Annotated in this window: 17 protein-coding genes and 1 pseudogene; 17 read left to right on the forward strand and 1 reads right to left on the reverse strand. The window is 66.8% G+C overall.

Annotated elements, in window-relative coordinates:
* Positions 1-28 precede the first annotated feature (28 nt).
* From MHEC_RS08325 to MHEC_RS08350, 6 genes and pseudogenes are all read left to right on the forward strand, one after another.
* Positions 29-1,189, forward strand: coding sequence for an acyl-CoA dehydrogenase family protein (locus MHEC_RS08325; protein ID WP_048892770.1), 1,161 nt, complete (start codon positions 29-31; stop codon positions 1,187-1,189).
* Between the two features lie 57 nt (positions 1,190-1,246).
* A complete protein-coding gene (locus MHEC_RS08330; protein ID WP_048892788.1) occupies positions 1,247-1,732 on the forward strand; it encodes a MaoC family dehydratase in 486 nt (161 codons plus the stop codon).
* On the forward strand, positions 1,732-2,550 hold the full coding sequence (locus MHEC_RS08335; RefSeq protein ID WP_201399495.1) for an HpcH/HpaI aldolase/citrate lyase family protein: 819 nt from the start codon (positions 1,732-1,734) through the stop codon (positions 2,548-2,550). Before MHEC_RS08330 ends, MHEC_RS08335 begins: the two co-directional genes overlap by 1 nt.
* Positions 2,551-2,601: 51 nt before the next feature.
* Positions 2,602-3,695: pseudogene (gene pdhA / locus MHEC_RS08340) on the forward strand (pyruvate dehydrogenase (acetyl-transferring) E1 component subunit alpha).
* A complete protein-coding gene (gene bkdB / locus MHEC_RS08345) occupies positions 3,695-4,720 on the forward strand; it encodes a 3-methyl-2-oxobutanoate dehydrogenase subunit beta (RefSeq protein WP_048892773.1) in 1,026 nt (341 codons plus the stop codon). The pseudogene pdhA and the gene bkdB overlap by 1 nt, the downstream one beginning before the upstream one ends.
* Complete coding sequence (locus MHEC_RS08350) at positions 4,717-5,892, forward strand: dihydrolipoamide acetyltransferase family protein (protein WP_048892774.1); 1,176 nt, start codon at positions 4,717-4,719, stop codon at positions 5,890-5,892. Before bkdB ends, MHEC_RS08350 begins: the two co-directional genes overlap by 4 nt.
* Positions 5,893-5,986: 94 nt before the next feature.
* Here MHEC_RS08350 and MHEC_RS08355 read toward each other — a convergent pair whose 3' ends face one another.
* Entirely contained in the window at positions 5,987-6,745 is a 759-nt protein-coding gene (locus MHEC_RS08355) for an enoyl-CoA hydratase (protein ID WP_048892775.1), read from the reverse strand.
* 322 nt (positions 6,746-7,067) lie between these two features.
* Between MHEC_RS08355 and MHEC_RS08360 the strand changes: the two genes are divergently transcribed.
* The 11 genes from MHEC_RS08360 (at position 7,068) to MHEC_RS08410 (ending at position 13,217) form a co-directional block, all read left to right on the forward strand.
* Positions 7,068-8,204, forward strand: coding sequence for a tyrosine-type recombinase/integrase (locus MHEC_RS08360; RefSeq protein WP_048892776.1), 1,137 nt, complete (start codon positions 7,068-7,070; stop codon positions 8,202-8,204).
* Positions 8,201-8,620 carry a hypothetical protein gene (locus MHEC_RS08365; RefSeq protein WP_048892777.1) on the forward strand — a complete coding sequence of 140 codons (420 nt, stop codon included), beginning with the start codon at positions 8,201-8,203 and terminating at the stop codon, positions 8,618-8,620. The genes MHEC_RS08360 and MHEC_RS08365 overlap by 4 nt, the downstream gene beginning before the upstream one ends.
* Positions 8,621-8,727: 107 nt before the next feature.
* Positions 8,728-8,931, forward strand: coding sequence for a helix-turn-helix domain-containing protein (locus MHEC_RS08370; protein WP_048892778.1), 204 nt, complete (start codon positions 8,728-8,730; stop codon positions 8,929-8,931).
* Between the two features lie 47 nt (positions 8,932-8,978).
* Complete coding sequence (locus MHEC_RS08375) at positions 8,979-9,185, forward strand: DUF6011 domain-containing protein (protein ID WP_142358632.1); 207 nt, start codon at positions 8,979-8,981, stop codon at positions 9,183-9,185.
* On the forward strand, positions 9,182-9,514 hold the full coding sequence (locus MHEC_RS08380; protein WP_235434934.1) for a DUF2742 domain-containing protein: 333 nt from the start codon (positions 9,182-9,184) through the stop codon (positions 9,512-9,514). The genes MHEC_RS08375 and MHEC_RS08380 overlap by 4 nt, the downstream gene beginning before the upstream one ends.
* The gene (locus tag MHEC_RS08385) at positions 9,514-11,235 is read left to right on the forward strand and encodes a DUF3631 domain-containing protein (protein ID WP_053094035.1); all 1,722 of its coding nucleotides are present in this window, start codon (positions 9,514-9,516) and stop codon (positions 11,233-11,235) included. Before MHEC_RS08380 ends, MHEC_RS08385 begins: the two co-directional genes overlap by 1 nt.
* Entirely contained in the window at positions 11,235-11,570 is a 336-nt protein-coding gene (locus MHEC_RS08390; protein WP_048892781.1) for a hypothetical protein, read from the forward strand. Before MHEC_RS08385 ends, MHEC_RS08390 begins: the two co-directional genes overlap by 1 nt.
* Before the next feature lie 154 nt (positions 11,571-11,724).
* On the forward strand, positions 11,725-12,078 hold the full coding sequence (locus MHEC_RS08395; RefSeq protein ID WP_071700080.1) for a helix-turn-helix domain-containing protein: 354 nt from the start codon (positions 11,725-11,727) through the stop codon (positions 12,076-12,078).
* The gene (locus tag MHEC_RS08400) at positions 12,075-12,314 is read left to right on the forward strand and encodes a hypothetical protein (RefSeq protein ID WP_201399496.1); all 240 of its coding nucleotides are present in this window, start codon (positions 12,075-12,077) and stop codon (positions 12,312-12,314) included. Before MHEC_RS08395 ends, MHEC_RS08400 begins: the two co-directional genes overlap by 4 nt.
* Positions 12,311-13,018: a hypothetical protein gene (locus tag MHEC_RS08405; RefSeq protein ID WP_201399497.1), complete on the forward strand. Its 708-nt coding sequence runs from the start codon at positions 12,311-12,313 to the stop codon at positions 13,016-13,018. The genes MHEC_RS08400 and MHEC_RS08405 overlap by 4 nt, the downstream gene beginning before the upstream one ends.
* Positions 13,019-13,034: 16 nt before the next feature.
* On the forward strand, positions 13,035-13,217 hold the full coding sequence (locus tag MHEC_RS08410; protein WP_048893906.1) for a hypothetical protein: 183 nt from the start codon (positions 13,035-13,037) through the stop codon (positions 13,215-13,217).
* Positions 13,218-13,355: the final 138 nt, after the last annotated feature.

Below are 13,355 nucleotides of genomic sequence, written 5' to 3' on the forward strand. Positions count from 1 at the left end.
AGCGAAGCGATGAGCGGGAGTGGCACCGATGACACACTTCATCGCAACCGAGACGCTGCCCGACGAATATCAGCAGCTGGTTAAGACCGTGCGCGACTTCGCGCACAGCGTAGTTGCACCGGTCGCCGCCCGTCACGACGCCGAGCATTCCTTTCCCTACGAGGTGGTTGCCGGGATGGCCGAGATGGGTCTCTTCGGCCTGCCGTTCCCGGAGGAGTGGGGCGGAATGGGCGGGGACTACTTCGCCCTGTGCTTGGCGCTGGAGGAATTGGGCAAAGTAGACCAAAGCGTGGCCATCACGCTGGAAGCCGGTGTGTCCCTGGGCGCGATGCCGGTCTACCGGTTTGGCACGGAGGCGCAGAAGCGGGAATGGTTGCCGCAGTTGACCAGTGGTCGTGCCCTGGGCGCGTTCGGGCTGACCGAACCGGGCGGCGGCAGCGACGCGGGCGCGACCAGAACCACCGCCCGTCTGGACGACGGGCACTGGGTCATCAACGGGTCCAAGCAGTTCATCACCAACTCCGGCACCGACATCACCAAACTCGTGACGATCACCGCCGTTACCGGTGAGCTGGACGGCAAAAAGGAGATCTCGTCGATCCTCGTGCCGGTGCCCACGCCCGGGCTCACCGTCGAACCGGCCTACGACAAAGTCGGCTGGCGGGCCTCGGACACCCACCCGCTGACCTTCACCGATGTCCGGGTGCCGGAGCGGAACCTGCTCGGCGAACGCGGCCGCGGGTACGCCAACTTCCTGCGGATCCTCGACGAAGGCCGGATCGCGATCGCCGCACTGTCCACCGGCGCCGCGCAGGGCTGCGTGGACGAAAGCGTCAAGTATGCGCGGCAACGGGAAGCGTTCGGCCGACCCATCGCACGGCACCAGCACATCGAGTTCACCATCGCGCGGATGGAGGCCCGTGCCCACACCGCCCGCACCGCCTACTATGACGCCGCCGCGCTGATGCTGGCCGGCAAGCCGTTCAAGAAGCAGGCGGCGATCGCCAAGCTGGTGGCCAGCGAGGCGGCAATGGACAATGCCCGCGACGCCACGCAAATCCATGGCGGCTACGGGTTTGTCAACGAGTTTCCGGTGGCCCGCCATTACCGGGACAGCAAGATTCTGGAGATTGGCGAGGGCACCAGCGAAGTGCAGTTGATGCTGATCGCGCGGGAGGTGGGGCTGTGAAGTCGAGTGAGCGGGACGAACGCAGTGCATGACGGGAACGAGACGAACGATCAGACGGTGAGCAGCCAAGAGCGCGCTGTTGTTCAGCGCGGGCTGTGGTTCGAGGAGTTCGAACTCGGCGTGCGCTATCTGCACCGTCCAGGCCGGACGATCACCGAGGCCGACAATGTGCTGTTCACGACGCTGACGATGAATACCCAAGCGCTGCATCTCGATGCGGCGTTTGCCGACGCGCTGCCGCCTTTTCACCAGCGGCTGGTCAACTCGATGTTCACGCTGTCGACACTTGTCGGCCTGTCGGTGGCACAGCTGACCCAGGGCACGATTGTGGCCAACCTCGGGTTTTCCGAAATCACGTTTCCCAAGCCGTTGTTTCACGGCGACACGCTCTACGCCGAGACTGTGGTCACCGAGAAACGCGAATCCAAGAGCCGCCCTGGGGAGGGTATCGTGACCTTCGCGCACACCGGACGCAACCAACACGGCGACGTCGTGGCTACCGCGACGCGCCAAACCCTGGTACGCATGAGGCCTGCAGACTGATGGTTTTGCACAACCCCGGTCCGGCGTGGCTGTTCTGTCCGGCTGATCGGCCCGAACGCTTCGAAAAAGCCGCTGCAGCAGCCGATGTCGTCATCCTCGACCTTGAAGACGGAGTAGCGTCAGGCCATCGAGAAGACGCTCGGGGTGCGCTTGTCGACGTTCAGCTCGATCCCGCCCGCACCGTGGTACGCGTCAACCCATTCGGCACCGACGACCAAGCTCGCGACCTCGAGGCCCTGACGCGCACGCGCTACGACACTGTGATGCTGCCCAAATGCGAAGAAGCCCACCATGTCACCGCGCTGGCCCCACTAGAGGTCGTGGTGTTGGTCGAGTCGCCGCTGGGGGCGCTTAACGTCACCGAGAGTGTCCGCGCCGACAACGCCGTCGCCGTCATGTGGGGCGCGGAGGACCTGTTCGCCGTGCTCGGCGGCACCACCAATCGCTATCCGGATGGGACCTATCGCGAAGTGGCCCGCCACGTTCGTTCCCAGTCCTTGCTGGCGGCCAAGGCGTACGGCCGCCTCGCACTCGACGCGGTTTACCTGGACATCAAGAACCTCGACGGGCTCCGAGCCGAGGTCGACGACGCCGTCGCCGTCGGCTTCGACGCCAAGGTCGCCATCCATCCCAGCCAACTGCCCGTCATCCGAGCCGGCTATGCTCCCTCGGCCGAGCAGGTTCAGTGGGCGCGACACGTGCTGGCCGCGGCCGTCGATGAACGCGGCGTCTTCGCATTCGAAGGCATAATGGTAGATGCGCCAGTGTTGCGGCGAGCCGAGCGCATCGTGCAGCTGGCGGCTGACACCGGTTCGTAGCACGTTTGCTCTGACCGGCCGCACACCCGCGCAGGCGTGGTTGGAGGCGGTATGGCCGAGCTTTCTCACAGGCCGATGACTGTCGACCTCGAGCCGGTGCAGCTCGTTGATCCGGACGGCACACCCACCGCAGACGACCGCTACAGCCGTCACCTGCCGAGCGAGACACTGTGCTGGCTCTACGAGATGATGGTGGTCACCCGTGACCTGGACACCGAGTTCGTCAACCTGCAGCGCCAAGGTGAATTGGCGCTGTTCACACCGTGCCGCGGCCAGGAGGCGGCGCAGGTCGGCGCGGTGGCCTGTCTGCGCAAAACCGACTGGCTGTTTCCGCAATACCGCGAATTGGGCGCCTTTTTTAGTCCGCGGTATTCCACCCTGGCACGTGGCGGCGGCCTGGCGCGGAACCTGGCACGGCGGGTTGGAGTTCACCAGCAAGTGCTGCGCCCCGATGTCGGTCCCGGTCGGTACCCAGACGCTGCACGCCGTCGGTGCGGCCATGGCCGCCCAGCGCCTCGGCGAGGACTCGGTGACCGTGGCGTTCTGTGGTGACGGTGCCACTAGCGAGGGCGACGTGCACGAGGCTCTCAACTTCGCCGCGGTTTTCACCGCGCCCTGTGTGTTCTACGTGCAGAACAACCAGTGGGCGATCTCGGTGCCGCTGCGTAGGCAGACCGCGGCACCGTCCATCGCCCACAAGGCGATCGGATACGGGATGCCCGGAATCCGCGTGGACGGCAACGACGTGTTGGCGTGCTACGCGGTGATGGCCGAGGCCGCCGCCCGGGCCAGAGCCGGCGGGGGGGCCGACGCTGATCGAGGCGATTACCTATCGGCTCGGGCCGCACAGCACCTCCGACGACCCGACCCGCTACCGCAGCCAGGAGGAGCTGGAGCACTGGCTGGCATTGGATCCCATTCCGCGCTACCGGGCCTATCTACAAGGCCAGGGCCTGTGGTCTGAGCGCCTCGACGAGCGGGTGTCGGCCCGCTGCGCGCGGCTGCGTTCCGAACTGCGCGACGCCGTCTTCTCGGCGTCCGACCTCGACGTCGACGAGGTGTTCACCACGGTGTATGCCGAGATCACACCCGCGCTGGAAGCCCAACGCCGACAGCTGCGGGCGGAACTGGCCAAGGAGGGCTGATGACCCAGATCTCCGAACGGCTCACCGCAACGTTGCCGGTCGCCGCGCAACCGCTGACCATGGTGCAAGCGCTCAACCGGGCGCTGCATGACGCGATGGCCGCCGACGAACGGGTCCTGGTCTACGGATTAGACGTCGCCGCTCAGGGCGGGGTCTTCCGGGTGACCGAGGGACTCGCAGAGACCTTCGGCGCGGACCGGTGCTTCGACACGCCCTTGGCGGAGTCGGCTCTGATCGGGATCTCCGTGGGATTGGCGCTGCGCGGCTTCGTGCCGGTGCCGGAGATCCAGTTCGACGGGTTCACCTACCCGGCGTTCGATCAGGTGGTCAGCCATCTGGCGAAGTATCACACCCGCACCCGCGGCGAAGTGGACATGCCGGTCACCGTGCGGATACCGTCGTTCGGCGGAATCGGTGCGGCCGAACACCATTCGGAGTCCACCGAGTCCTATTGGGCGCACACCCCCGGGCTGAAGGTGGTGGTGCCGTCCACACCCGCGGATGCCTACTGGCTGTTGCGCCATGCCATTTCCTGCCGCGACCCGGTGATGTTCTTAGAGCCGAAGCGGCGCTACTGGGGTCGCGGTGTGGTCGACACCAGCCAACCCGAGCCTCCGATAGGCCAGGCAGCCGTGCGCCGGGTCGGCGCCGATGTCACAGTGCTGACGTATGGCGGACTGGTCGCCACGGCCTTGTCTGCTGCGGAAACCGCTGAGCGGCAACATGGTTGGAGCTTGGAGATCGTCGATCTGCGATCATTGGTGCCCTTGGACTTCGACACCGTCGCCGCGTCAATCCGCCGCACCGGACGGTGTGTGGTGCTACACGAAGGTCCGCGCAGCCTCGGCTACGGCGCCGGGCTGGCCGCTCGCATCCAAGAGGAGATGTTCTACGAGCTCGAGGCGCCGGTGTTGCGCGCCTGCGGATTCGACACTCCGTATCCCCCGGCACGGTTGGAAAGGTTGTGGCTGCCGGGCCCGGACCGATTGCTGGATTGTGTCCAACGCGCCCTGGAGTTGCCGTGACCGTCAAGGCATTCGTCGTACCCGACCTCGGTGAGGGGCTGGAGGAAGTGACGCTGTCGTCGTGGAACGTGGCCGTCGGCGACGACGTCGAATTGAACCAACCGCTGTGCACGGTGGAGACGGCCAAGGCCGAAGTCGAAATACCAAGCCCGTACGCGGGCCGGATCGTCGAAATTCACGGCACAGAAGGTGAAGTCCTTCCGGTCGGCTCGCTGCTGGTGCGCATCGAGATGGCGTCTGACGCGGCGGAAACCCCGTCGAACGGTGAATCATCCACGCGCAGGCCGGTACTGGTGGGATACGGGGCCGATGACACCCTCGACACCAGTCGGCGGACAGCGACCGCGGGACGTCCGAAAGCCAAACCGGCGGTGCGGAAACTGGCCGCCGAACTGCTCGTCGACCTGAATGACGTGCCGCCCGGGCCGGACGGCATCATTACCCGCGAGGCCGTGCTGGCTGCCGCCGGCGTCGGTGCTGACCGTACAGGTGTGTCCTACGACGTAATGCCGGTACGCGGCGTGCACGCGGAGATGGCGCGGCGAATGACTTTCTCGCGCAAGGAAATTCCAGATGCGCATGCCAGCGTGCAGGTCGACTGTACGAATCTGCAGCGGCTGTGCGATCGGCTTCAGCTAACACCGTTCGTGCTCACTTTGAGGTTCGTGGTGATCGCGCTGACCCACCACAAGATCCTCAACTCCACCTGGGTGGACGGGCCCGACGGACCGCAAGTGCGTACCCATCACGCCATACACCTAGGGTTCGCGGTCGCTGCCCCCCGCGGCCTGCTGGTGCCGGTGGTCACCGACACGCAGCACAAGACCACCCGTGAGCTTGCCGAATGCGTGGCCAGCCTCACCGAGCGGGCCCGCGCGGGCACGCTCAAACCCGCAGAGCTGCAGGGCTCGACATTCACCGTCTCCAACTTCGGTGCCCTCGGCCTCGACGACGGTGTGCCGGTGATCAATTATCCCGAGGCCGCGATCTTGGGCATGGGTTCGCTGCGGCCCCGGCCCATGGCCGTCGACGACGCCGTCGTCGTGCGCCCGCAGATGACATTGACGTGTGCATTCGACCACCGCGTCGCCGACGGCGCGGCGGTGGCGGGATTCCTAGGTGAGCTCCGCCGACTCATCGAGTCGCCGGAAACGGCGCTGGCCGACCTGTAGCGACCACACCTAACTCGCATACCGAGTCCGAGACAACGTCCGAAAATGCCTCGGCGGCTAAGGCAATACGACCGAGATCGACTGTTTGCGAGTGCTATTTCCGCCGCGCCGCCGCCAACCGGAATGCGAACTCCGGCGACATGATCGAGGCAGCCTGCGGCCCCAGCTCGGCGCGTTTGGCCAGCTCATGCTGCTCGGTGTCGATCGACCCCGGGCTGGCGGTGGCCCGCATGGTGGCCTTGGTGGCGAGCACAATCTCGCGTGGTGCTGCTGCTGGTCCCGCCGCCAATTCCAGGGCGGCCGCGACCGGATCGTCGGCGACGCTAAGGGCCAGCCCGTGCGCCACCGCGGCGTGGGCGTCGAACGACATCCCGAATAGCAGGGCGGCGCGGGCGACCTGCGGGCCGACGGCCCGGTGCAGCATCCACGTGGCGCCGCCGCCGGGATGGAGTCCCAGCTTCTGAAAGCGCGCGTCAAACACCGCGGTGGGCCCGGCGATCCGTACGTCGGCGGCCATCGCCAGGTTCAGGCCCGCCCCGACTGCCACACCGTTGACCGCGGCGATGGTGGGTAGCGTGCAGTTGCCGACCGCCATGAAGCCGTCATAGAGCCGCAGCAGCGCCGATTCGGCGGCCTCGCCCAAGGCACCCAGGTCGGCGCCCGCGCAGAAGGCTTTGCCGGCGCCGGTCACCACGACGGCGTGCACTTGTTGGTCAGCCTCGGCGCGCTGCACCGCGGCACGCAGCTGGGCCGACATCGCATCGCTGACGGCGTTGCGCCGGTCGGGGTCGTTGATGGTGATGAGCGCAACGTGGTTGTCGACCCTGTAGAGAACGAGATCCGACCGGGCCATCTGGCTCCTCCGCGAAATAGGTGTTTGCTCGTGGTGTCGGCGTCGAAGTGGTAAGCCCACTAGACCCGACCATCGCTGCGGCTAGGTCAGGGTAATCGGTGGCGATTGACCGCCGACGACCACACCGTAAGTGCCGGCACTTCGCCACAAAATCCTCACCAGCCCCACTGGTGCCCCCGGCAGGAATCGAACCTGTTCGGCGTGTCGGTGCGGCCAGTTTCTCTACCAGCGGTTTCTGTGCTGCTAGCTGCGTAGACAGCACTTTCACCGGTTGACAGTATAGGACACTGCCGGACACGTTGGTACATTCTTGTTGTCTCGTATGTTGCACGGAGAGGATCGGGAGCCCGTGGCCAAGCAGCGCAGAACACGCCGCGGGTTCGGCCGGCTGCGCCGGCTGCCGAGTGGCCGCTGGCAGGCCGCCTACACCGGCCCGGACGGTCGCGTGCACAAGGCATCTCGAACGTTCGGCTCGAGGACCGACGCCGAAGGCTGGCTGGCCGCCGAGCGCCGCAAGATCGACCTGGGCACCTGGGGATCGGTGGAGCGCTCCGATGGCATCACCCTGCGCGCCTACGCCCAGCGGTGGATCGAGCAGCGCAACCTGCGCCCGCGCACCCGCCAGCTCTACGAGAGCATGCTTGATCGGTTGATCCTGCCCGAGCTGGGCGACGCCAAGCTGGCCGCGCTGACCCCGGCGACGGTGCGGGCCTGGCACGCCGGACTCGGCACCGAGCATTCGACCCGCAACGCGCACTGCTACGCGCTGCTGCACGCCATCTGCGTCACCGCCGTCCAGGACGAAGTGCTCGACGCCAACCCCTGCCGTATCCGCGCCGCGATGCAAACCAAACGCCGCCGCGACATCGACATCCTCACACCCGCCGAGTTGGACAAGCTCGCGGCGAAAATGCCTGCACCACTTCGCGCGTCGGTGTTGTTGGCCGCGTGGTGCGGTCTTAGGTGGGGCGAGACCTCCGAGCTACGCCGGCACGACATCGCCGAGGATTGCTCGGTGCTGCGCATTCGGCGCGCCGTCACCTACCGCAGCGGCAGCTTCTATGTTGGGGAGCCCAAGACCCGCGCCGGGGTACGAGATGTGGTGGTGCCGCCGCACATCCGGCCGGTCCTGAAGGCGCATCTACGCAAACATGTTGGCGCGCAACCCGATGCGCTCGTGTTCGCGGATGACGATGGTGGGCATCTGCGGTCGGACAAGTACCGGGTCCATTGGGAGAAGGCCCGCGCCGGGATCGGCAAACCCCGGTTGCGCGTGCACGACCTGCGTCACGTCGGCGCTGTTTTGGCCGCCCAAAGTGGCGCCACCACAGTCGAACTCATGCACCGCCTCGGTCACACAACCCCAGCGATGGCGCTGCGATATCAGCATGTCGCCGAGGGTCGCGACGCCGAAATCGCCGAGAGACTATCGGCTTTAGCTGCGGGCAAGCCGCGATGACGTTCCAGGGCGAGCTTGTCCGGTTCCTGCGCCTTCTCGGAAAAGAGCCGACGTCGCGGCGAAAGTGGCGCGCCCTCGAAATCTACTGCGCGCGCTGCAATGACCTGGCGGCCGAGGTGTTCCGCGCGCCGACCGGCCCCGTTCCGCTGTTGGCCGTCTATCGCGGCCTGAAAACTCCCAATGTCGAGCCGGGAACGATACGGCCAATTGGGTTGCAAGGCAAAAGTATTCGTGACGACTACACCCATGTTCTTCCGTTAGCTAGCGGACGGCAGGACGGTATCGAGCTGGCCTGCCGCTGCGGCAAACATGTGATCGCCGCGGCGGCCGTGATCCGCGCGGCGCGGCGACGCCGGCAGCGGCGACTCGTCGTCGCGCCGCGACACGCCGACGAGGACCACAGATTGTCACAGTAGGTTGGCCTGTCGGTTAGGCTGGCATTCAACGTCATCGGGCCTGCCCCGGAACGCTCGCGATTTTTTGATTGGGCGGCGAGCCGATCCCTGAGGAGGGACGGCAAACCATGCCCAACAAACGACAGTCGCCGCCGCGTCTACTCGGCATTCCAGAGGCCGCTGCCTACTGCGGCGTTCATCCTCGCACTCTTCGGCGCTGGATCGCCGCCGGCCACATCCAGGCCCATCGTGTCGGTCCAAAGCTGTTGAAGATCCACGCCGCCGACCTCGACGCCTTCGTCGGCCGCGAGCCGGTCGGAGCCGCCCAATGAACCGCGAAGGCCGGGCAAGGCCCGGCCTCCATGGTCACACAACAACGGTGACCAGTATACGCCGCCGCCAGGACGGCTATGCTGCGCCGGCCGCCGACGAACGCGCTGAGCAGCGGCTACTGGCCGCCGCGCGCCGGTTCGGCTTCCGGCTGGCCGTTCAGTGTTTGGACTGTCGGCGCTGGCTGGTCGATCCAGCCAGTGTCGCGGCACATCGCGGCCCGGTCTGCCGTGCAAGGGCAGGTGACGGCCGATGACCGCGACACGCTTTGACTCCCGGCAGGTGAGTTGGTGGTCGGTTTACGAATACGTCGAGTCCCTTGTTGCCCAGGCGAATTGCGGTCCGGTCCCGCTGGCCGGCACATCAGCCTGGCTCACGCTGGCCGATGATGACCCGGCCAAGCTGCTGGCCGTCGCTGAAGCCGGCGTCCACTGGTGTTTGCGAATCGACGCGCTGCAAGCCGAGCTGGCCGAAGCATCGAAAGCTGTTTCAGCGGCAGCGGATTGGCGACACGTCGCCGCCGAGATCACCCAGCGCCGCGCCGCCGAGGCGACCGGTACACGAATCCCACGAAAGGCTTCCTGATGAGCGCACACTTAGACCCTGAGCTGGTCGAACGCGGACGGCAAATCATCGCAAGCGGCAAGCACGCGCCACGCGGCGACGTGGACCGCTCCGACGAACTGCACGACTGGTACGGCGAAGGCGAGCCGGAGAGCGGCGCGGAGCTGCTTGACGACATCGAATCGTTCGCCGCTCGATTCCTGGCGCTCCCAAGCGAACATCATCTTGTCGCGCTTAGTTTGTGGGCAGTGCACACGTGGGCCATCGAAGCGTTCTATACGACACCGCGGCTTGTGCTTGAGTCCCCGGAATGGGGTAGTGGCAAAACTCGGGTACTGGAAGTGCTCGAAAAACTGTGCTACGCGCCACGGCTGATCGTCTCGACATCTCCAGCAGCTTTGTATCGGCGCATCGACGCTGCCGGTGACCATCCTCCGACCGTTTTGCAAGACGAAGCCGACGCGATATTTGGCCGGGGAGCGAGCACGCAGGCCGAAGACTTGCGAGCGATCTACGACAACGGCTATCGACGTGGTGCCGTCGTTGACCGCTGCGTCGGGGACGCCAAAAACATGGACGTGCGTGATTTTCGCGTGTTTGCGCCAGCGGCGCTGGCCGGCTTGGAGGGCAAGATTCCCCGCACGGTCACCAGCCGCGCAATCGTCATGCACATGCGCCGCCGGTTACCTGACGAACGCCTCAGCGACTGGCGTGAAAGGGACGTCGAAATCGAAGCGCGGCCGCTGCGTGCGGGCATTGCAGCATGGGTCGAGACCGCACTCGACGCGCTGGCGCAGGCCCGGCCCGGCATGCCGCCTGGCGTGCGCGACCGGCGTGCCGAGGTTTGGGAGCCATTGTTATCGGTCGCCGACGTGGCCGGAGCCGACTGGCCGGAGCGTGCGCGCGCCGCCTGCTCTTACTTCGAGTCCAATCCCGAGGATCGACTGTCGCTTGGTGCGCGGCTGCTCCGCGACATCCAGGACGTGTTCGGCAACCGGGAGCGCATGTTCACTGCCGACATCCTCACCGCGTTGACATCCGACGCCGAGTCCGAATGGTCCGACCTGTTCGGTAAACCGCTCAACGAGCGCCGGCTAGCAAAGGAATTGAAACGCTATGGCGTCGTCTCTGAGACCGTGCGTATTGGCGATGCGCGCGCCAAAGGGTACCGGGTCGAGGGTCAAACAGGGCTTGGGCAGGCGTGGTCACGCTGGCTGCCCGACGCTATCAAGCGTGACATCCGTGACAAGCGTGACATTGCAGGTCAGCGCGTCACGGATAGAAATCCGATCCGTGACAAGCGTGACATCGGCACGGATGAGCGTGACATCCGTGACACAAGCGTGACATCGAAAACACCATCTGAGCAGCTGTTTTCCGAAAATGTCACGCTTGTCACGGATGTCACGCATACAAACGGAAAAGTTGGTGACGAGCGCTCGGATGACACCCAGCCGCCCGAGCCGGACACCACTCGGGCGGGTGATGCCACCGACCGCACCACCGACGACACCGAGCGGGTCCAGCAAACTACCGAGCGTCTTAACGGAACCCACCAGACAGCCGACCGAGAGGAGATGACTACGGTGCCAACGCCTAGCGCCGCCGAACCAGACGGCCACGCCGGGAAGCCGGCACGCCGCCTCTGCCCGTGCGGGCGGCCCGCGCCCATCAACCCTGAGACCGGGCTCTGCTACTGGTGCGAACGCAAGGCCGCCGCAGCCGAGCGGGAGGCGCGCTGATGGGCGCGTTGATCGACCACGAGCGCTCGACGTGTTTATGCGACGTGGGCTTGCCCGGCTACTGGCTTGCCACGTGCGTCAAACCGGACGGCGACACAGTTCTGTGGCTGGTGGATCGCGACGAGCTGGGCGGTGACAACCGCTGCTGCGGTTACGGCGACGACGTGGCCCACGAACAGCTCGGCCCGCTGCCGTTCGAGTACGCGCAGCGTATCGCGGCACTCGACCGGCGCCGCGGGTACCGCTGCGGGCGACGCACGCGGTCCGGCACCGTGTGCCGGATGCGGGTCACGCGGCCGGGCGACGCCTGCGAATGGCACCGGGGCACGCCATGACCGGCCAGCCTCCCCGCCCGCGCATCGTCCCGGCGACCGCTCGGCTCGACCCGCCGCGCCGGCAACCGCGTGCTCGGCGTATCACCCGGCAGCGCCAAGCCGCCGCGTGGCGGCAAGCCGCAGCGGGCGGTCTCGGGAAACCTCGGCGGGCGCAATGACACTCGACGAGACCGACCTGCGCGCCGCGTATTTCTGCGTGGCCGAGGTAGTCCGTCGCCGCCGTTTATCTGGCCAGCCGATCCCGAGCTGGTTGCGCGGGCACTTCGACCGTCTTGACCGCGCCGTTCGCGCCGCAGCCGCGTCCACTTCGGGACATGAATCCGGTTGCGCCGAGCAAGAATTGCAGCAGCAATGGCTGACAGCCACACAGGCCGCGCAAGCGCTCGGTGTGTCCGCTCGGCATGTGCGGCGTCTGGCCGCCGACCTCGACGGCCAGCTCGTCGGCGGCCGCTGGCTGTTCTCGGCGGATGTGGTCGGTGAATACGCAGAAGAAAGGCAACGGCGTTGAGCAGCACCGAAACCGAGTCCGAGCTGTGGCGAGCGGCGCTGGAGGAATACCTGGCGGGTCTTTCCAGCGTCGACTTCGCTGCGCTTGCGGCGCGGGTCCGCCCGCCCGGCGACTTCGCCGGCGATGTCACGGCCCGTCACCGCCGCATCACGGAATCCTTGACGGCCAAAGCGGCGCAGCTTCGCAGCCTGCCACGCGACGCCGACGGCCCGCTAGCCCAGGGGAGGTCCAGGTGACGAAATCGTCCTCGACACAAGACATTGCGGCACAACTGGCAAAGGCCGAAGCCGAAGCCGCCAGGCTGCGCGAACACGCGGCGGCGATAGCCGAAGCCGAGCAGACCGCGCGCGACGCCACCGAATTGCGTTACTACCGGGGCTTTTACGGCACCCAGCTCGACGGCTACCGCGAGCGCCGCGACGCGGCGATGGCGAAGCTCGATGAGCTGGCCGCCGCCGACCGGCTCGACCTGGCCGAAGCGGTCGCCGCGTTCGACGAACTACAGCGCCGTGACGCCCAAGCCGCTGCCGCCGCCGCCCACGCAGGCCGGCTCGACGGCATCGACCCGCTGCCGGACCGGCACAACGGCGCGCCGCGCACCCGGCCGCCGCGCGTGCAGCGACTCTACGCCGGACTGACATTCACCGCATGGCTCGACGGCGTGATCGCCGGACGCGCACAGGCCGCCCACGACCGGCATTTGGCCGAGCTACAGGCCCAGGCAACCCGAGTGATCGACGAGGCAGCCGCGACGGCCCGCGAGCAAGCGGCGAACGGCGAGCCGGCCGCGACCGACACTCCGGCAAGCATCCGCGAGTTGGCCGAGCAGGCAGGCACCCCGGCCATCGACGAGCAGGCCGTCGCAGTCGCAGGCTTGCGCCGAGCCGAACTCAACGCCGAGCAGGCCAAGCTCGATCAGCTTGTGGCACAAGGCAACTGAGCACGAAGGGAACCGCATGCCGACACTCAGCTACGGCAACCAGGCACCGATCACACTCACGGCCGCCGAGGCAACAACAGTCCTCGACGCGATGCGCGCCGCAACCGCCGACGGCGGCAACCAAGGCAGCGTCGTGACGGTCGCCGGCCTGACACTTCTGATCGGCCCCTCGACGCCAGTCGCCGTCACCACGACATGACCGGAGCGGAGCCGCCGCGCTTCCCGAGTTGCTGGGCGCGGCACGCGCCGAGCGGTCTGGCAGTCGGGTCCGGACCGCTCGGCGCACCCACCCAGGGGGTAACCCCCCGGCCGCGCCGCACAGACCGAAGCGCCTTAG

The organism is Mycobacterium heckeshornense (assembly GCF_016592155.1).
GTDB classification, from domain to species: domain Bacteria; phylum Actinomycetota; class Actinomycetes; order Mycobacteriales; family Mycobacteriaceae; genus Mycobacterium; species Mycobacterium heckeshornense.